9 protein-coding genes are annotated in these 20,478 nt (G+C 61.1%); 7 read left to right on the forward strand and 2 right to left on the reverse strand.

Features of this window, described 5'->3' with window-relative positions:
• Positions 1-103: 103 nt before the first annotated feature.
• On the reverse strand, positions 104-3,130 hold the full coding sequence (locus Enr13x_RS01555; protein WP_197455700.1) for a choice-of-anchor D domain-containing protein: 3,027 nt from the start codon (positions 3,128-3,130) through the stop codon (positions 104-106).
• A 359-nt stretch (positions 3,131-3,489) separates the two neighbouring features.
• On the opposite strand from Enr13x_RS01555, the gene argC reads away from it, so the two are divergent.
• The 3 genes from argC to Enr13x_RS01570 all read left to right on the forward strand — a co-directional run bounded on the left by argC (position 3,490) and on the right by Enr13x_RS01570 (position 9,135).
• The gene (gene argC, locus Enr13x_RS01560) at positions 3,490-4,551 is read left to right on the forward strand and encodes an N-acetyl-gamma-glutamyl-phosphate reductase (RefSeq protein ID WP_145384393.1); all 1,062 of its coding nucleotides are present in this window, start codon (positions 3,490-3,492) and stop codon (positions 4,549-4,551) included.
• A gap of 7 nt (positions 4,552-4,558) precedes the next feature.
• Complete coding sequence (locus Enr13x_RS01565) at positions 4,559-5,575, forward strand: type II CAAX endopeptidase family protein (protein ID WP_145384394.1); 1,017 nt, start codon at positions 4,559-4,561, stop codon at positions 5,573-5,575.
• 524 nt (positions 5,576-6,099) lie between these two features.
• On the forward strand, positions 6,100-9,135 hold the full coding sequence (locus Enr13x_RS01570; RefSeq protein WP_145384395.1) for a VWA domain-containing protein: 3,036 nt from the start codon (positions 6,100-6,102) through the stop codon (positions 9,133-9,135).
• A gap of 10 nt (positions 9,136-9,145) precedes the next feature.
• Here Enr13x_RS01570 and Enr13x_RS01575 read toward each other — a convergent pair whose 3' ends face one another.
• On the reverse strand, positions 9,146-9,790 hold the full coding sequence (locus Enr13x_RS01575; RefSeq protein WP_197455701.1) for a PNPOx family protein: 645 nt from the start codon (positions 9,788-9,790) through the stop codon (positions 9,146-9,148).
• Between the two features lie 118 nt (positions 9,791-9,908).
• On the opposite strand from Enr13x_RS01575, the gene Enr13x_RS01580 reads away from it, so the two are divergent.
• The 4 genes from Enr13x_RS01580 to Enr13x_RS01595 all read left to right on the forward strand — a co-directional run bounded on the left by Enr13x_RS01580 (position 9,909) and on the right by Enr13x_RS01595 (position 20,249).
• A complete protein-coding gene (locus tag Enr13x_RS01580; protein ID WP_145384397.1) occupies positions 9,909-10,451 on the forward strand; it encodes an RNA polymerase sigma factor in 543 nt (180 codons plus the stop codon).
• Positions 10,448-15,586, forward strand: a complete 5,139-nt coding sequence (locus Enr13x_RS01585) for an MG2 domain-containing protein (protein ID WP_145384398.1) — start codon at positions 10,448-10,450, stop codon at positions 15,584-15,586. Before Enr13x_RS01580 ends, Enr13x_RS01585 begins: the two co-directional genes overlap by 4 nt.
• Before the next feature lie 684 nt (positions 15,587-16,270).
• The gene (locus Enr13x_RS01590) at positions 16,271-18,829 is read left to right on the forward strand and encodes a PSD1 and planctomycete cytochrome C domain-containing protein (protein WP_145384399.1); all 2,559 of its coding nucleotides are present in this window, start codon (positions 16,271-16,273) and stop codon (positions 18,827-18,829) included.
• A gap of 4 nt (positions 18,830-18,833) precedes the next feature.
• Positions 18,834-20,249, forward strand: coding sequence for a DUF1501 domain-containing protein (locus Enr13x_RS01595; RefSeq protein WP_197455702.1), 1,416 nt, complete (start codon positions 18,834-18,836; stop codon positions 20,247-20,249).
• Positions 20,250-20,478: the final 229 nt, after the last annotated feature.

Genomic DNA, 20,478 nt, shown 5'->3' on the forward strand with positions numbered 1-20,478 from the left:
GGGCGGGCGCCCGCGATGCCCGGCCGCTTACGCGTCGCGGCTCACAGTAACGGCAGACCGCGAGCCGTCCGGTCTAACCCTCGTTTTCAATTGGAATCAATCGCTACAGCGTCGTCAGGAGCCTGCGGACGAACTGGCCGTAGTCGAGTCCATCGACATCGCCATCCCGATCGGCGTCGAAGGCGTCGTTGAATTCCGCCGCGGTGTTGGGCCGCAGGAACGACAATCCGAAGCGCCCGTAATCTTGACCGTCGACGTCGCGATCGCCGTCGGAATCGCCGAACAGGCGAAAGAACGCGTCGGCCCGATCGACCGCCCCGGCTTCGCTGCCGAATAGCAGATCGTTGCGCATCGGATAGGGTTCGACGGCCAGTGACATCGCCGCGGACGATCGCACGCGGAGTTCGTAATTGCCGTCGTCGAGAATCACGGCGCCGCTTTGATTTTCAAAGGTCAGCACGACTTCGGTGCGTCCGTCGATATCGGCCGGCGTCGCTTGGATGGAATCGACAGACCGGCCGGTGGTGAGGTTTCGAATTTCGAAGGCATCCGAGAGCGATTGGTGGTCGACCGGTTGGTTGTAAACGACCGTGACCGAATCGAGTCGGCTGCGTGAGATGGCGCCCTGGTTGACTTCGACCCGTTCGACACGGAGATCGGTCGCCAGCCCCGACACGGGGACGTCGAACACGGACTCGTCGGGGTCGTTGCTGGAGATCAGGATTCTGGCGTCTCGCCGTCCGGCGGCGGTCGGATCAAAGGTGACGTCAAAGGTCGTTGATCCGCCCGGCCCGACCAAGACAGCGGGCTGCCGCGTGACGGAAAAATCGCCGCTGTGGGCTCCATAGATCGCGATCGACGACAGGTACAAATCCATGCCGCCGTCGTTTTCGATCGCGAAGGTTTGCGTCTGAGTGTCTGCTTGGACGTCCACCAATCCCATGTCGGTCCCGTTGTCGATCATCGCCGGAGCGCCATCGTCGATCGACAATGCTTGATCGCCGCGCAACGTGATTTCGGGCAGGACCGGATCATCGTTGATGATCTGGCCGTCGGCGCTGAATGCGTCTGGATCGACTTGATAGGTTCCGCCGGTCGGAACGTACAACTCGATGGAGTAGGATTCGTCGGGCTCCGAATCGGTGTCACCGAGAACCTCGATTTCCAGCGTCTGGGACGTCTCGCCGATCTCAAAGAAAACCGATCCGGAGGCGGGGGAAATGAAATCCAGCGGGTCGGCCGACGTCATGGTGTCGGTCGGGAAGACGCGTCGCCAATGGACCTCGTGGGCCAGCGCGGGCGGTCCGTCGCGATCGATGGTGAACTGGTGCGTCGAACCGATCCCTGAGTCCCCTTCATTTGCGATCGTCGCGGTCGCGTCGATGGAATAGATCGACATGATTTCTTCGACTTCCATGGCGGCGACGCGATCGGCCACGGCGTACGTTGCCGCGTCGACGATGTGCACCTCAAAGAACTCGGGGCCTTCGCTGATTGCATCGTCAACGATCGGGATCCGCAACGTCCCGCTGCCGTTGATCATCGAAACGGTTTGTCGAAGCGGCGCCCCGAAATCGGCGGGCTCGGTCGAGTTGGGGGCCGGCTGGCCCGGCGCCGATTGACGCACCGAGCGGACTTCGACGATCACATCGCCGTCGCCGCCATCGCTGTTGCTGAGCGTGAATTCCGCCTGTTCCCCCTCGGCAACCGTTGCCGCGGTGGCGGTGATCGAGACCGATGCGATGCCGGGGTCGATGATGGTTCCGCTGATCCGATACTGGCCCAAGCTGCCGTAGTCGCTGTAACCGAGCGGGTTGGCCACGGTGTACGGGGCCGGCGTGGGTTCGACCACGGCGTCCAGTTCAGCGTCGTAGCTGCCATCGCGGGGGACGCCGTCGATTTTGAGGAAGTAATCACCGGCGGCCAGCGGGATGTTTTGCAGCGAAGCCGACAGCGATGTTTGGGGGTTGGAATCAACCAGGAAGGTGCCCGACGCATCGTACAGTCCGGCCCACACATCGAGGTTCGGTTTGTAATCGAGCACGTCGATCTGCAGCGAGACGTTGCCACCGCCGGTGGAAAATTGAAACCAATCGACGTCGTCGTTTCGTTCGATGATGCCGAATTCATCGACGGCGACCGAACCGGATTCGCGGAGCGGCGAAGCGGAGGAAGGATCGTTGGCGTGGTCGTCCGCGTTGTAAGGGAAATTGGAACTGCCGGTGATCCGTTGCAAGTCGTCCTCGTCGGTCAGGCTGGCGTTGTAGTAGTCGCCGGCGCTCCACTGGGTGATCTGTTTGCTGAACGGAGAGCCCATGATCGGCCCCCATCCGGTGGATCCGCTGCCGTGCCCGCTGTAGTACGTCTTGCTGCCGGCCCCGTCGTGATGCAGGCCCAGTTGGTGGCCGACTTCGTGGCTGGCCGTTTCGCTGCCCGTGTTGAGTCCGTTGTTGTAAACCAGCGCGGGTTCGTCTTGGCGATCATCGAAGGCGCCCAGGTAGGCGTGACCGCCGCAACTGCAATCGGCAAACGTGTCCTTGGTCATCACCACGCGCGTGCCCCAGCGGGTGTCTTGGCTGCCGTTGTAACGAAGGTCATCCAGATCGCCGGGTTCTTGCGTGGTGACGTTGACGTCAAACGGCGCGAAATCCTCGGCGACGATTTGCCAAATCTGCTGAATCAATTCCAGCCGAGCGGCGGAAAAGTCCGCTCCCGTTCCGCCCCAATAGTTCGGATGCTCGATGACCGACATTCCGTAACCCGTGTTCCAACTCGTGTCGGTCGTGGTGTGTCCGTCGAAGTCCAGGTAGATCGTGAAATTGGAATCCGGCCGACTGTGCAGCGTGAACGTATCGTCCAACGAGAACGGCGCGGCCTCGCTGAGCCCACCGTCGGCCTCGTCGTCGGCCTCGTCGGAGGCCACGGGGAAGTCACCGTCGGGTGTTTCACCGACCAGCGGCGCGATGCCCTGGATCGGTGGGACCGGGCGGCCGGGAACCAGCGGGCCATAAAATCGCTCAATCAACCGGGCGTCGGTTTCGTAATCGTCCAGCGGGCCATCGCCAGCAGCATCCAGTCGGGCCGCCAGCAGGCGACGCGATTCCAATCTCTGGTAGCTCAGACGGCTCATGCAACCTTTGTGGGCCCGGCGCATCGTGGTTGATGATTTCGTGCGTGCGAATAACAAGTGGACATGCAAATTCCTGGTCGCGGACCGCGTCGCATTCGGCTAGCTTTGCAGGAAACTGCGCACGTGCAAGCGCCCGAAAAAAACAGCGTGAACCGTTTCACAACCCCTTTAAAGTAATGACTTTCCGGTGCTAAATGGTCATTTGTCTCGTCGCTGGTGGCCTAAAACGCCGAAACGTGACAATCGACGGTCGGCCCCCCCGTGCATCGCCATCCGTCTGCCCGTGGCGTTGTTTGAGACGGGTGCGACGAAATGACGTTTTTGTCCCCCCCCTTTTTTCCCGAATCGAAAATCGCCCCATGTCGCTTTCTGTCGCCCTGATCGGTGCCACCGGATACACCGGATTGGAAGTCGCCCGATTGCTCACCCATCACCCCCACGCCGAATTGGCCATCGCGACGGCGCGGGCAGAAGCGGGCAAACCGATCGCTTCGGTGCACCCTTCGTTGGCCGGGCGTCTGGATCTGGAACTGGAGGAATTGGACCCGGTCCGGATCGGCAAACGCTGTGACGTGGCGATGTGCTGTCTGCCCCATGCGGCGTCGGCCGAGACCGTCAGGCGACTGGTCGATGTCGGCGTCCGTGTGATCGATTTCAGTGCCGATTTCCGACTCTCCTCGCTGCGCGTTTACGAATCGTGGTACGGCGTGAAGCACCCCTGGCCGGAGCGGGTGGGCAAGACGGTTTATGGGTTGCCGGAATTTTTCGCCGAGGAAATCGCCGGCGCGGACGTGGTCGCCAACCCCGGGTGTTACCCGACCAGCGCGATTCTGCCGTTGGCCCCGTTGATTCGCGAGGGGCTGATCCGCGGCGATGACATCATCATCGACAGCAAGAGCGGGGTCAGCGGTGCGGGCCGCAGCGCCAAGGTCGGGACGCTGTACTGCGAAACCAACGAGTCGATCGCCGCCTACGCCGTCGGCTGCCATCGTCACCAACCGGAGATCGAGGATCTGGTGGGCCGGATCGCAGGGCGTGAAATCGAAGCCTTGTTCACACCGCATTTGACCCCGATGAGCCGCGGCATTCTGTCGACGATCTATGTCCGGCCATCGGAGGGGTTGGCCGCTGAATCGGCGAGCGGTTCGACCGCAGACGGATCAACCGACCCGGCGGTTGACCGGGTCATGCAGAGTTGGCGCGATTGTTACGCCGGCAGTCCCTTCGTCACTCCGGTGGATCACCTGCCCGCCACCGCACACGTTGCGGGAACGAACTATGTTCAGATGTCGGTGCGCCGCGCGGGCGAGCGGTTGGTGCTGTTGTCGGCGATTGATAATCTGTCCAAAGGCGCCAGCGGCGCCGCGGTACAGAACATGAACGTGATGTTCGGATATGACCAACAATCCGGTCTAGGCTAAATCAGCGATGCGAGAACCCTACGGCGAACAGCCGCACAATCCCTACGCCGTCGACCCCGCAATGGGGGAATCTTCAGCCGGGGAGTTTTCAGCCGGGGAGTCGACGGGCTTTGGAGGGGAGTCGCCGCCACCGCCTGCCCAGCGGGATCGACCGCGGATCTGGCCGGCGTTGTTGTTGCCGCTGATTTCGCTGGTCGCGTTTCTGCTGTCCAGCCTGGTGATGATGGTGGTGGCGTTTTATGTCGTCCACGGCGAGTTCAGTCCGCGGATGATGGTCAGTGCCGAGGCGATGCAAACGGTGTCCGCCTCACGCGTGGGATTGTTGTTGATGGTCGTCGCGCCGCAGTTGGCGTTGGTTCTGCCGACCTTGATCGCCGCTGCGTTGTCGCCGGTCGGTTTTTCCAAGCGGTTGTCATTGGTCCGTGGACATTGGCCGTTGTGGGCCTGGGTTGCCGCGGCGTTGACGACGCCGCTGATCGGTTTCATCTCGTCGATCGCGGTCGGTTCTCTGATGGAAGAAAGTGAGAGCCTGAAGATGATGTCCGATATTTTTCGCAGTCACGGTGAAACGGGATTTCTGATCCCGCTGGCGATCTTGATCGGCGCGACACCGGCGTTCTGCGAAGAGTTTTTGTTTCGCGGCTATGTGCAAACACGGCTGAACCGTCGTATCGGACCGGCGCTGGGGATTTTCCTGTCCTCGGCATTGTTTGCCGTCTTTCACATGGACTTGATCCACATCATCGCCGTGTTTCCGTTGGGGGTGTATCTGGGCGTGATCGCCTGGCGCAGCGCTTCGTTGATCCCGGCCATGCTCGGTCACTTCGTCAACAATTCGATCAGCGTGTTCGCGGTCGTGCTGGGGCCGGAGACTCAGGACCAGGATCCGTCGCCTGAAATGGCCCTGTTTTTGGTGGTGGTGATCGGCTTGGGCCTGATGGGAGCCCTGTTGACCGCGGTCGCGATGTGGCGTCTGCCCGTTCCACCGCCGGTGCGGCTGACGCCTGAGCCCGCCGTTTCGTAGCGGGCGGGGGACGACGGTTCCGGCACGTGGCGTCACGGCCAATGCCATCTACTTTCGCTCTCAAGGTGTTAGCGGAACGGCGCGAGCCGTCCGGTCGCGCTTCAAAAACACCGTGAAAGACCGGAGGGCTTGCGCCCTGCCGCTAACAAAAAACACCCCGCTTGGCGTCAAAGAAAGTGGGATTGGCCGTCAGCCGGTGGTGGGTGCTGGTTTCAGAGTCTTCCGCCCTGCACGCGCCGCTCGCTGACCGGTCTGTTGATTGAGTGAGCCGCGACGCGTAAGCGGCCGGGCATTCCGGCGCCCGCCCGAGGCCTTACGGCCAGCGGCTCACCATTGACTCCGCAGATTCCGAATCCATCAACAGGCCGTGACGCTTCCCGCTGGTGTTGACGCGTGAATCTGCCCCCGGACGCGCGTTGAAATCGCAAACCGGCGCGTCCTTTTCCGGTGGGAGATGTTAAGCTGGTTGCTTCGCCCGATGGAACGCTCCATCGCTCGTTTTGCACTCCACGCGCCGTACCGACATGCTGCCCTATCGCCTCAGCTTTGAGCATCCGATTTATTTGTGGTTGATGCTGGCGTTGCCGGTGTTGTGGTACCTGGGGTTCCGATCCCTGGGGGTGCTGGGCAAGACCCGGCGTGCGTTGGCATTGCTGTTGCGAACGCTGGTGTGGACGATTTTGGTGTTTGCCATGGCGGGCGTGCAACTGGTTCGCGTCAGTGACGTGATCACGGTGATGTACGTGCTGGATCAATCCGAGAGCATTCCCAACGCGAAACGCCAAGTGATGCTGGATTTTGTGGTCCGCAATGTCAAACGCCATCGTGACGGCCGTCGCGGTGACAAAGCCGGCATCATCGTGTTCGGCCGCGACGCGTCGATCGAAATCCCGCCGTTTGACGATGAGATTCGATTGCGACGGCTGGAAAGCCTGATGGATCGCAGCGACGCGACGAATTTGGAATCGGCGTTGAACCTGGCCCAAGCGACGATGCCCGAAGACACCGCGCGGCGGATCGTCGTGGTCACCGACGGCAACGAGAACCTCGGCCAAGCGCGAAAGCTGGTCGCGCGGGTCGCCGCGGCGGGCATCGGCATCGATGTGGTTCCCGTCATGCTCGATGCCAAGAGCGAAGTGCTGGTCGAAAAGATTGACTTGCCCAGCGACATTCGCAAAGGCCAACCGTTCGAAGCCCGAATCGTTGTCAACAACTACACCGATGCGACGCCCGAGGGCGGCCAACCGACCAAGGGCAAGATTCGTGTCAAACAGAAAGTCGGCGACAACGAATCGATCTTGCTGGAACAGGACATCACGCTGGACCCCGGCAAGAACGTGTTTCCGTTGCGGCACACGATCGATCAACCGGCGCCGTACATCTATCAAGCAGAGTTCGTTCCCGACAGCAAGGATGACGACGGATTGCGTCAGAACAATAGCGCGACGGCCTACACGCACGTGCGTGGTCAAGGACGCGTGTTGATGATCGAAGACCGAAGTCGTCTGGGCGATTTTGATTTGCTGGTCAGTCGTCTGCGTGACAACAACATCGAAGTCGTCACGCAAACCAACGACAACCTGTTCGGTTCGCTCGCCGAGTTGCAAGCCTATGACGCCGCGATCCTGGCCGGCGTCCCCCGCGTCTCGGGCAGCAGTCAAAACGAAATCGTTTCCTTCACCGACCCGCAAATTGAAATGCTGGTCCGTAACACGCAACAGCTCGGCGCCGGATTGCTAATGCTCGGCGGACCGGAAGCCTTTGGCGCCGGCGGTTGGACGGGATCGGAAATCGAAAAAGCGATGCCGGTCGATTTCAAGATCAAGAACGCCAAGGTCCAAGCGGTGGGCGCGCTGGCCTTGATCATGCATGCCAGCGAGATGGCCGACGGAAACCACTGGCAAAAAGTGATCTGCAAATCCGCCATCGAACAACTCGGCCCGTCAGACCTGGCAGGCGTGCTGCACTGGAATTTCAGCGGTGATGCGTGGCTGTGGGGCGGCTATCCGTCGTCACCGGGGCTGTTGGAAGTCGGCCCGAATCGCCGCAACATGCTCGCCCGGATCAGCAAGATGACGCCCGGCGACATGCCGCAATTTGACCCGGCGATGAAGATGGCGGTGAAATCGCTCTCGTCGGCTCCGGCGTCGGTCAAACACTGCATCATCATCTCCGATGGCGACCCCAGTGATCCGATGCCCGGCACGATCGCCGCGTTTAAAAACAACAACATCACGATCAGCACCGTTGCGGTGGCCTCGCACGGTCTGGCGGGCAGCCAGCGATTGCAGAAGATCGCGACGCAAACCGGCGGCAAGTATTACAGCGTCAAATCGGGACGTGCGTTGCCGAGGATCTTTCAACGCGAAGCGCGTCGCGTCTCCAAACCCCTGGTCTACGAACCGCCCGGCGGCGCGGTCCCCGAAGTCATCTTCCCGCATGCGATGCTCGACGGAATCGATCGCGTTCTGCCGCCGGTCACCGGGTTTGTGATGACGCAAACCAAAGACAGTCCGCTGGCGCAGGTCTTGATTCAATCGCCTAAGCCGGACCAACCGGAAAACGCGACGATCCTGGCGGCTTGGACCTATGGGCTGGGCCGCACGGCCGTGCTGACGACCGACGCCGGGGCGCGCTGGGCCAGCGCCTGGAACGACTGGGCCGACTACGACAAATTCTATAGCCAATTGGTGCGTTGGCTGATGCGACCGACCGGCGACACCGGCAAATTTACGATCGCCACCAGTGTCAAAGACGGCCAAGTCCAAGTGGTCGTCAACGCCCTGGCCAACGATGATTCGTTTCTGGATTTTCTGGAAATGAACGCGACGGCGCTCGATGCGAACTTGAAACCGATCCCGCTCGGCATGCGACAGGCGGCCCCCGGACGCTATGTCGGTTCGTTCCCGGCGACGACCGCGGGCAGTTATTTCGTCAACGTCGTCCCCGGCCCCGGCGCCGCGCCGCTGACGACCGGTGTCACGGTGCCCTACAGTGACGAGTATCGTGTCCGCGAAACCAACCTGGCGCTGATCGAATCCCTGGCCGCGACCGAGCCCCGTGGCGGAACGGTCGGCGAAGTCACCGCGCCGCTGGAGAATCGGGCGAGCGAGGAACTGGTGGAAACCAACGCGTTTCGCGGCGGGTTGGCGCTGGCCCGCAGCATCCGTGACGCCTGGCCCTGGTTCGTGTTGGGCGGATGCTGTCTGTTCCTCGGCGACGTGATGATCCGCCGCATCGCCTTTGATTTCAGCTGGGTCGGCCGGACGATCAAAAAGATGCGTGGCGAACAAGAATCCGCGGCCCAAGTCGTCACGCGGCTCGATGCGTTGCGAAAGAACAAGTCTCAAATCGACGAGGACTTGCAGAAACGCCGGGCCAACGTCCGATTTGAACCGACGCGCGTCGAATCAACCGACGACCAAGTCGAACTCTCCGACATCGGCCAAGCGGCGTCCAAACCGACGGAAAGCAAATCCGTCGCCGCGCCACCACAAACCAGTTACACCGAGCGATTGTTGGAAGCAAAACGCCGCGCCCGCAAGGACAAGGGCGAGTGAAGATCGCCGATCAAGGCACCACCCAGGACACGTCGGATTTTCCGTCGATGCCATAGCCGATCGTCGCACGGACATGGCCTTGGCGACGTAGATACAACCAGTCCGCCTGCCGGACGGTCGTGCGGACGATGCGAAAATTCGCTCGCCCCCGCTCCGATTCGGCTTGTGAAACCGTGCGGTCGCCGGTGTCGGGCGGCTGGGGACCGTCGAAACGATCACCCGGACGCCGCAGCGACAGGTACGCCGACCGACTGACGAGCGGCGTTTGTTCCCAGGCCTGGTCGGCTTGTACCCCGTCGATCACCTCCGCTGTGCCATCAAGTCGCAGCTGGATTTTGGTCGACGCTTCGTAGAACATCCAGCACGCCAAAGCGGGGGAGTGGCCGGAATTCAGTTGTCGAATTTTGTCCGATCGCACGTCGGTGTAGAAATCGATCGTCCGCCGCTGCTGATCGGCATGACGCAGTACCACCGTGCGACAATCGGGGCGAGGGAACTGCGGGTGCGCCGAATCGATCGTCGAAAATGCCCCCAAATTCCAGGGGTGATCGGAGGAGTTGGCACCGGCCCGCAGGCTTTGCCAAACCAAATCGTCCAATTCGACCAGGGGCTGGTCCGAACGAAGTAAAAGGTCAAATGCCGCCTGAAGTCCCACGTTTGATCTCGCTGTCGGACAGGAAAAAGCCCGATCGTATCCGATTTTGTAAAATCCGTTCACTCCCGTGCCTCGTCTGTATCTTCGGACAACGCATTTTCCGCCGCAGGCGTATCGCATGAGCGACGATCCGGAATCGATCGAAGAGACGACGACAGACGCCCGATGCGAGCGTCTGGAGCTGTTTTTTGATTCCTGCCCGGACGAAATTCTGGGGACGTTGTATTACGTCGTCGGAAATCTGGAGGACGCCCGGGATGCGTTGCAGGAAACGTTTTTGAAGTGTTGGCATCGCCGGCACCAGATCGATGACATCCAAAACCTACGGGCCTGGGTATTTCGAATCGCGCTCAATACCGGACGCGATTTCCGAAAAACCGCCTGGAATCGTCGTCGAAAATCCCTGCAAGAGGACCATCCGATGGCTTCGACCGCTGACAGCCCGACGGACGGGCTGATGAAAAACGAGGAACTCGCCCGGCTCCGGCGGGCCGTTTCGACGCTGCCGCCGGAACAGCAAGAGGTGTTTTTGTTGCGGCAAAACGGCGACCTGACCTATTCCCAGATCGCCGACGCGATGTCGCTGCCGCTGGGGACCGTCAAAACCCGTATGCGTTCTGCCATCCGTCAACTTCGCCAAAGCGTGGGAGACCTGTCATGAACCACGAGCCAAATACCAATCACCCGCCCACCGACGACGACGACTTGCGACAAGCCCTATTGGAGCTGCATTACGGATTGCTGGATGACGACGAGTCGGCGGAGTTGAAACAACGCATCGATACCGATCCCACGGTCGCACAACGGTGGGCCGAGACGCTGTTGGTCGCCTCGAAACTGGCCGCCGCCGCCAAAGTCAGCGCGCCGGCAAAGCGGGAACCCAACGCGCCCCCGGCGGTCCAGACGCCGGTCACCCCGCCGCCCGTGGTTCCAACGACACCGCGCGAACCGACCGAGACCGAACCGGAACGCAACAAGATGTCTGCTGCGGCGTCGCCCCCTGATGCCTCACCCGCAGATGTCTCGCCGGCAGATGTCTCGCCCGCAGCCCCCAATCGCTTTCTGCGTCTCTGGTTGGGATCGTTGGCGACCGCGGCGACACTGGCGATCGCGATCAGCGGCGTTCGCTACCTAAACCAGCGCCCCGCATCGCCCGACGCCGAGCTGCATGTCGCAGTGCAACCCGTCGCCGGAGCCGACGCCGGTGCGAGGAACGAGTTTCTGGTCGCGGTCGGACCCCAACCGGCCGATCCGACGGCCGGCGAAACATTCGATCCGTCGATGCCGGTGGTGCCGGCGACGATCTCTTTCAAGGTGCTCTCCCAGGGGGCGGTGCTGTTCTTCGGGACCTCGGAAACGACCACGCAAGGCCCCTGCCGGATTCGCGTGCCCGACGACATCGCGATTCCCGGTGATGCGGTCTTGCACGTCGACGCCAATCCGACCGGTCGCAAAGGTCTAGTGCGATTGACGGTGCCGCTGGAACCGACGCGTTGTTTGACGTTCCTGTCGACCGATCGACCGGTTTATCGCCCAGGCGAAACCGTGTTCTTTCGGTCGGTGACGCTGAACCGTCGAACGCTGGCGGCGCACCTCGACGTCCCGATCCGTTTCGAACTCGCCGACGCCAGCGGTGCGGCGGTTGACGGCGCGATCCTTGAAGGCGTTACCGAGCGGGGTGTCGGCAACGGCACGTTTGTGATTCCCGAAACCGCACCCGGTGGAACGTACCAGTTGATCGCCAAAAGCCTGGACGGCTTTTTCCCGGATCAGATCTGCGAACTGGAAGTGCGGCGTTACCGTGCGGTTCGATTGAAAACGGACCTCGAATTTTCCAAGCGGTCCTACAGTGCATCCGATCGCGTCGAAGCCACGTTGACGGTCCGCCGCGCGGATGATTCGATCCCCGTCGCCGCCCCGGCGCGCATCCAAGCCGTCGTCGACGGGAGTGTCGTTCATCAATCGACCAGCTCACTGGGCATCAATGGAGAGCTTGCGGTCGACTTCGATCTGCCCAAAGTGATCCGCGAAGGCGAGGGCACGTTGTCGATCGCGATCGACGATGGATCGGTTACTGAAACCGCCGCCCGACCGATCCCGATTCACACCGGACGCGCCGAAGTCGATTTCTATCCCGAAGGCGGTTACCTGGTCGGCGGCGTCAACAACCGAGTCTACTTTGCCGCACGGGACCCCGATGGCAATCCGATCGAGATCGCTGGCGAAGTCCTGTCGCAAGCCGGACGGATGGTCGCCAGCATCAAGACGGTCCGCGACGGCATGGGCCGGTTCGAATTCAAGCCCGAATCGGGACAACGTTACTCGCTCCGGATCACGTCGCCGTTGGACATCACCGAGACACCGTGGTTGCCATCGGTCGTCGAAGCCTTGCCGGTGTTGGATACCGGCGGCGGTGTGTTCGAACCCGGCGATCCGATTTCAATGACCGTTCGCAGCACCAAACGCCGGTCGTGCATCGTTCGCGTGGTCTGTCGCGGGGAACTGGTGGGAGTCAAGACGACCGAACTCGGCATCGGTGACACGTCCGTGTCGGTACCGATTCAAGACCGCGCCGCCGGCGTGATTCGCGTCACGGTGTTGGATGCCGCCGGCGAGACGGCCACCCCGCTGGTCGAGCGTTTGGTCTATCGCAAAGCCGTCAAGAAACTGAACGTCACGGCCAGCGTGGACGAGGACCGTCGCGTCCACTCGCCCGGCGAGTCGGTGCGGATGACGATCGCGGTCACCGACGAAAACGATCAACCCGTCCCCGGAGCGGTCTTGGGTGTCCGAGTCGTCGACGACGCCGCGCTCAGCTTGCGGCAACAGGACCTGCCGTCGATCGCCACCCATTTCTTCTTAACCAGCGAGATTCAGTCGCCGGAGGACTTGGAACACGCCGATTTCTATCTAGACGATTCGCCCGAGGCGGCCGAGAGTTTGGATCTGTTGCTGGGCACCCAGGGCTGGCGACGGTTTGTCAGCGGATCACCGGACCAGTTCAATGAAACCTTTCGCGACGCACTGACGCGATTGCTGGAACTGGATGGACAACGAACGGAATTGACCGGTCGGACACAGACGAACGAGGCGACGATTGCGGCGCAGTTGCACCAGTACCGACTGCACCTCGCGGCCGCCTGGCGGAGCTTTGTTTCCGAAGTCCGCATCGCGTTGATCTTGATCGGCGCGTTTTGGTTGATCGGGTTGTTGGTCCGTCCGCGAAAGGCCGGTGCCGTTGCCGCCGGGCTGCTGTTGTTCGCGGCGGTCATGCTCGCGCAATCCGGTTGCGGCAGCCAAGGAAACTATCGCGTCGAAGCGACGTCGGAATCTGCCAGCGATCAGATGACCGCCGGCGACATCGCACCGATGTTAGAAGCACCGTCCGCATCAAGCTCCGCCGATGAAGCACGATTTCGGGGCGAAGAAGAACAGGCCGATGCAGCCGGTGCCGACCCGGGCGCGACCCAACCGTTTGTCCAACGTGTCGTCCAAGCATTCTTGGGCCAGCGGGGCGCGAAGGTGCCGACCGAGGTGTCGCAGTCGCGACTGACCCCGGAACAACTGCAACGCTGGGCAAAGTCGCGTGATCTGGACGCCCAGACGCTGGCCGATCAATTGATGGACGAACTGCGGTTTCCGATACGTCAGTACGCCCATCTGCATCGCCGCAGCGAAGACGATGTCCGCAGCGACTTCACCGAAACATTGTATTGGAACCCGATGATGGTGACCGATTCAACGGGAACGGCGACGATTCGATTCGATCTGTCGGACTCGCTGACGATGTTCCGCGTGGACGTCGACGCGCACAGCACCGACGGACGTTTGGGCAGTGGAGGAGGCTCGGTCGTGACCGAGATTCCGATTCAAGTCGAACCCAAATTGCCGTTGGAAGTCACCGGCGGCGATCGCATCGACTTGCCCGTGGGTTTGGTCAATGCGACCGACCAGGACGGCGCGTTCGAGGTTCAATTGCAATTGGACCCGGCATTCAATGCGACGCGACGGTCCGGAATGACCTCCGTCGCCGCCGGCGAGCGAAGCACCGAAGTCTTTTCCCTCGACGTCACCGAACCGGCCAAACCGACCGACGCCAAGGTCCGCGTCTCGGCGACACTCAGCGGCAGCACGCTCGCCGATCAGGTCGAACGAACCGTGCGAATCGTTCCCGACGGATTTCCGTTCGACGTTTCTCAGTCGGGTTCGCTGTCCAAGACCACTTCCCTGTCGGCGAACTTGCCCGAGACCGTGGTGCCGGGATCGTTGTCGGCCGAGATGGAGTTTTTCCCGAGCCCCCGATCGCAGTTGAGCGCGGGGCTGGAAAGCATCTTGCGAGAACCGCACGGGTGTTTCGAACAGGCATCGGCGTCGAACTATCCCAACGTGATGGCATTTCAATTGCTGCAACTGGAAGGCGTCGTCGATGACCGTGCCCAACGCCGCACCGTGTCGTTGCTGCGTCGCGGCTATCGAAAACTGACCAGCTACGAATGCTCCACGCTCGGTTACGAATGGTTCGGCAACGATCCCGGGCACGAAGCGTTGTCGGCATTCGGATTGATGCAGTTTTCCGAGATGGCGAAGATGATCGACATCGATCGCGAAATGCTCAGCCGCACACGGGAATGGTTGCTGTCCCGACGCGACGGCAAGGGCGGTTTCAAACGCAACCCACGCCACTTGCACGTCTGGTCGGTTCAGCAAGAGGTCGTCAATGCGTACTTGTTGTGGGCGCTCTCGCAAGCCGACTTGGCCGCGGACGATGCTTCCCGTACGGATTCGGAACTGTCGGCCGAACTGGATGCGATGCAACACGTGGCAGAATCCTCTGACGATCCCTACCTGATCGCGTTGTCCGCCATCACGCTGGCCAACGTCGGCCGAAACAGCCAGGCTGCGGCGTTGCTGGAACGGCTCGCAGAGTTGCAACAACCAGACGGAAGCTTCGTCGGCAAAACGACGATCACGCAAAGCGGCGGGATCTCGCGGACCGTCGAAACGACAGCGCTGGCGATCCTGGCGTTTGCCTGCAGCGATGACCATCGCGGCGTGGCCCAAAAGGCGGCGGCGTGGTTGATCGACCATCGACGCGGCGGCGGATTCGGATCGACCCAAGCGACGGTGTTGGCGCTCAAGGCCTTGATCGCGATGCACGATCAGATGGTCGGCGGCGAAGGCGGCAGCGTTGACATTTTGATCGACGGTGAAGTCGTGGAAACGGTTCGCTGGGAAGGGCGTCCCGCCGAGGGCGTGACATGGCAAATGACGCCGACGCTGATCGACGCATTCGTTTCCGATCCCACGACGCGTTTGACGCTTCGCAGCAGCGATGCGGCTAGCTTGCCCTTCACGCTTCGATTCAGCGGGCGGACCACGACGCCATCAAGTGATCCCGAATGTCCGATCGCGATGAACCTGTCCTTCGCCGGCCAGCCCGATCAAGCGAACGTCGAAAGCGGCGAGACGATCGACGTCGTTGCGAACGTCACCAACGCGACCAACACCGGGCGTCCGATGACCGTCGCCGTGGTCGGACTTCCCGGAGGCCTCGAACCGATCATCGAGAGCTTGGAGAAACTCCGTCAGTCGGGTGAAATTGATTTCTACGAATTGCGCGGTCGCGAAGTCGTCTTGTATTGGCGAACCTTTGCACCGGCGGAATCCAAACGCATCCCGATTGCCTGTGTCGCGGAAATCGCGGGGAAATACACCGGTCCGCCGAGTCGCGCGTACTTGTACTACACCGCCGAATCCAAGACCTGGCACAAGCCGTTGGTGGCGGAAATTCGGTAACGCCGGTGGACCGCAATTCGGCGAATAGGCTTGCTGCGTGTTCCCAGGTTCCGCCCTACGCCGCGGGGGGCGATTGCACGACGGCAGCTTTTGGCAACCCAATGGCATCTCTCCCAGAGGGGGTTCTTCGTGGATTTTAGTGGCTAATCACTCAGGACCCAGGTTTTTTGAGGCATTGCTGCGATGTCCGAATGGGTGTTGGACGACAACCGCTCGGTTCAAACGCCCCTCCGGCGACGCGGGCCGGTGGAGGGCACGAAGCACCTTCGCCGCATCGCAGACCAGGTGATTCCGAGGCGGGTTGCTCCTCCGCAGAGCCCGTCTCCGCTACAGCTGGCTTCGCCATCAGACCGAACAGAACCATCGGACATCGCAGTCATCCCTCAAAAAACCTTCTCCGAGTATCCGAGAGCAGCCGCTAAAATCCGCGAAGAACCCCCTCTGGGAGAGACGGCGTTTGCGCAGCAAGCAAACGCCAGAAAGGGCCCACGCTGCAAGAGTCTTAGCGCCTTGTGTTACGATCAAATCTGTCGCTCATACAATCGGCCGTGACTTTCCCCATCGGGCTGCGTCGTCGCCACCCGGCTGGCATCAGGCGGAAAGTAAGTGGGATAGGCTTCCAGCCTGTCGACTCTGGAATGACAGGCTGGAAGCCTATCCCACTCGCAAGATCCGACACTGATTTTGCGTCCGATCCTTACTTGCCTGGACAGCGTTTGCCTGGACAGCGTTTGCCTGGACAGCGTTTGCCGACTCGATCACAATGAGGATGGCCGCAGAGCGGTCCCCCGCCACGGTGAATTCTTCGCCATTCCAACCGCTGCCCCGTCGATGCACGCCTGTTTCCATCGCCACGCCCTCGCCGGCTTTGCCGTTTTCGCCGGACTCGTCGCGGGCACCCTGATGCCCTGCGGCACGCGATCGCTGCTTGCCGAAGGGCGGCGAACGTCCGGGTCAGCCGACGAGCTGCGGTTTTTTGAGCAAAAGATTCGCCCGCTGTTGGTCGAGCACTGTTACGAGTGCCATAGCGAAGAGGCCGGTGAGCAGCAGGGCGGATTGCTGCTGGATCGCAGCTCGGGATGGATCGAGGGTGGCGAGACGAACAAAGCGGTGATTCCCGGCGAACCCGATGCGTCGTTGCTGATCGCCGCGATTCGTTATGACAACGACGATTTGCAGATGCCGCCGGAACAGCGACTCGATGAGGAAACCATCGCGTTGTTTGAGCGGTGGGTCCGGCGTGGTGCTCATGGCCCGGCCGATGACATGGGCGAGACCGAGTTCTCGCGATTGGGTGACCAGGACTATCTGTTTGATCAAGCGGCAACTCATTGGGCATTCCAGCCGGTGAGATCGGTCACCGTGCCCTCGTCGGCGCTCGATTCGGATCTCAAACATTGGGGGGACAACCCGATCGACCGTTTCGTGCTTGATGCGATGGTCAACGCCGGATTGACGCCGTCCCCGGTCGCCGACGCTGCGACGTTGGTGCGTCGCTTGCACTATGATTTGACGGGGTTGCCGCCGACGTTTGAGCAAGTCACCGCGTTTCAGGAAGCGACGGAATTGGATCCCGATCGCGCGACGTCGCAGCGGATCGACCAACTGATCGAATCACCCGAATTTGGACAACATCTCGGTCGTCTGTGGTTGGATGTCGTTCGTTATGCCGACACCGACAACAACTATCGTCCCGACACACGGACGCCGCATTACCACCCGTTCGCGTTTTCCTATCGCGACTACGTCGTGCATTCGCTGAACGACGACAAGCCTTACGATCAATTTTTGAAAGAACAGATCGCGGCGGACTTGATGGGGTTTGCGGCCGATGCACCGGAGATGGCGGCACTGGGCTTTTATGCTGCGGGTCCGTATTCCAGCCGGGCGCAAAACGAAGCGTTGGATGATTGGATCGACGTGACCACACGCGGGCTGATGGGCATCACGGCTGCCTGTGCACGTTGTCACGACCACAAGTTCGAACCCGTGCCGACGGCGGACTACTATTCGTTGCGCGGCGTGTTTGCCTCAGTCGCTCGCGTGAATCCGTTGGATGAAACGAAACAGCCGTTGTTGACCTCGTATCAACCGACGCCATCCCAGGCCGCCGACTTCGCCGCGAAGCGATCGGCCATCGAAGCCAAGATCAACGGGGCTGCGGGCAAGAAGGCGAAAAATAACAATCGCCCCATCGCGCAGAAGATTCGTGAAACGGAGTTGGCCGAGTTGTTGACGTTTCACCCCGGCGCCCCGGCGCGGGCGATGGTGGTTGCCGAACGGAAACAGCGACCGGAATCCTTTGTCTTTCTCCGCGGCGATGCCGCCGCACGCGGTCAGGCGGTGCCACGTCGGTTTCTGAAAATCCTGGATCCGCCACAGCACGCCTTTCCGGCGACCAGCAGCGGCCGATTGGAATTGGCCGACAAGATCGCGTCGGCGGAGAACCCGCTGACCGCTCGCGTGTTCGTCAACCGCGTTTGGGGATACCTGATCGGTTCCCACTTGGTGGCCACGCCGTCGGATTTCGGATTGCAGGGAGCACCGCCCACGCACCCGCAACTGTTGGACTGGTTGGCCGACGATTTCATCCGCCACAACTGGTCGGTCAAACACTTGGTGCGGCGGATCGTGATGTCACAGACGTATCAGCAATCCAGTCGAACACGCGAGACCTGTGTGGTGGCGGATCCCGAGAACCGGTGGCTGTGGCGGGCCAATCGAAAACACCTGACCATCGAAGCGATTCGCGACAGCATGTTGCTGGTCGCCGGCCAATTGGACCGACGGATCGGTGGTCACCCCGAGCGACTTTGGGGCGACGACTACACCCGACGCCGCGCGATCTACGGATTTATCAATCGCTTCAATTTGGACCCGACGCTCAGGGCCTTTGATTTCCCGGCCCCGGTGCAAACGCAACCCGCGCGGGGCGAAAGCATCGTCGCCCAACAGGCGCTGTTCATCATGAACTCGCCGTTGGTGATCGACCAGGCCGCCGCGATCGGTTCGTCGGACGCGTTGACGCGGATGAAAGCCGACGAGGCCAAAGTGGAGTTTTTGTTTCGGTCGATCCTGGGACGCCAGCCGGTTCCCGCGGAGGTTTCCAGGACGTTGAAATTGGTCGAGTTTCAGAAACGATTTCAAAAACCAGACCGGCCGCAAACACGCTACATCGATTCGCCGTGGCCACTCGTTGCCCAGGCGTTGTTGATGAGCAACGAATTTCAGTATGTGGACTAGCAACATGAGCCCTTTCGTTTCGCGTCGCCAGTTGTTGCAGTCGACCAGTCTGGGGTCGATCGCGCTGGCCAGTCTGTTGCACGAACCGGCCGCGGCCGGCAGGGCGCCCGAAGAGTCGCCGTTGAGCGAACAAACGCCGCACTTTCCGCCGCGGGTCAAACGGGTGATCCACTTGTTCATGAACGGCGGTCCGTCCCAGATGGACACGTTTGACCGCAAACCCGAACTCAATCGACTCGACGGCAAGCCGCTTCCCGATTCGGTCAAGAAACAGCTTCAACCGGTTCAACGCAAACGCGCCGGCAATCTGTTCGGATCGCCCTTTAAATTCAAACGCTACGGCGAGTGTGGATTGGAGGTCAGCGAGCTGTTTTCCAACGTCGCCCGGCACGCCGATGATCTGTGTGTGATTCGCAGCATGCAAGGTGAAATCGCCAACCACACGCCCGGGTTGCTGTTGACCAATTGCGGTCACGCCACGCTGCCCCGCCCCAGTCTCGGGTCCTGGTTGCTGTACGGTTTGGGCAACGAAAGCGATGAATTGCCGGGGTTTGTGGTTTTGTGTCCCCGCGGGTTGCCGACCGCACAGTCGCGCAATTGGACCAGTGCGTTCATGCCGGGCGTTTATCAGGGTACACACATCGACACCGAGACGACCGGCAAACAGATCGTCGCCAACCTGACGCGGGATGACATTCGCCCGGGCTCGCAGCGGGCCCAGGTGGCGCTGACCCAATTTTTGAATCAACGACACGCGGCACAGCGTTCGGGAGACGAGCGGCTGGAAAGTCGCATTCACACGATGGAGTTAGCGTTTCGGATGCAACGTGCCGGAACCGATGCCTTTGATTTGTCACAAGAACCGGCGCACATCCGCGAGCTCTACGGCGAGACGACTCAGGGCCGCAACATGCTTTACGCTCGACGCTTGGCCGAACGCGGTGTACGTTACATCCAGTGTTACCATGGCGGCGGTCAACCGTGGGACAACCACGGTTCGATCGTTCGAAATATCACACGGTTGGCCAAGGAATCCGATCGGCCGATTGCCGCGTTGTTGACCGATTTAAAACAACGTGGAATGCTGGACGAAACGCTGGTCATCTGGGGTGGCGAAATGGGCCGCACGCCGACGGTGCAGCAGGTCAAGGATCCGACCAAAGTCGGCCGCGACCATCACATCGATGGTTACACCGTGTGGATGGCCGGTGGTGGTGTGCGTGGGGGAATGACCTACGGAGCGACCGACGAACTGGCGATGGCGGTGACGGAAAACAAAGTCACGATGCCGGATTTCCATGCCACGTTGTTGCACCAGTTGGGATTCGATCACAAACGTTTGACCTACCGCTACTCGGGACGCGATTTCCGTTTAACGGACGTGCACGGACGCGTCATCGACACGATTTTGAAAAGCTGAGTGATGCTTTTGCCCCTTTCACACCAAACGGCGAAACGCGTGTTTCAAGTTGAACTTGCATCGGCGATTTGCGATTCGACCCTCCCTCGCTTCGCTCGACCTTCTTGCCAGGCATTGGTATCTGCACAAGTTGCAAGAGTCGTAGTCACCCTCCCTCTGGGAGGGTCGCGGAGGAGTTTACGACGACGCGGGGAGGGTCGATGTGGCTGGGAATCGCTTAGTGACGATC

This window comes from Stieleria neptunia, assembly GCF_007754155.1.
Lineage (GTDB): Bacteria > Planctomycetota > Planctomycetia > Pirellulales > Pirellulaceae > Stieleria > Stieleria neptunia.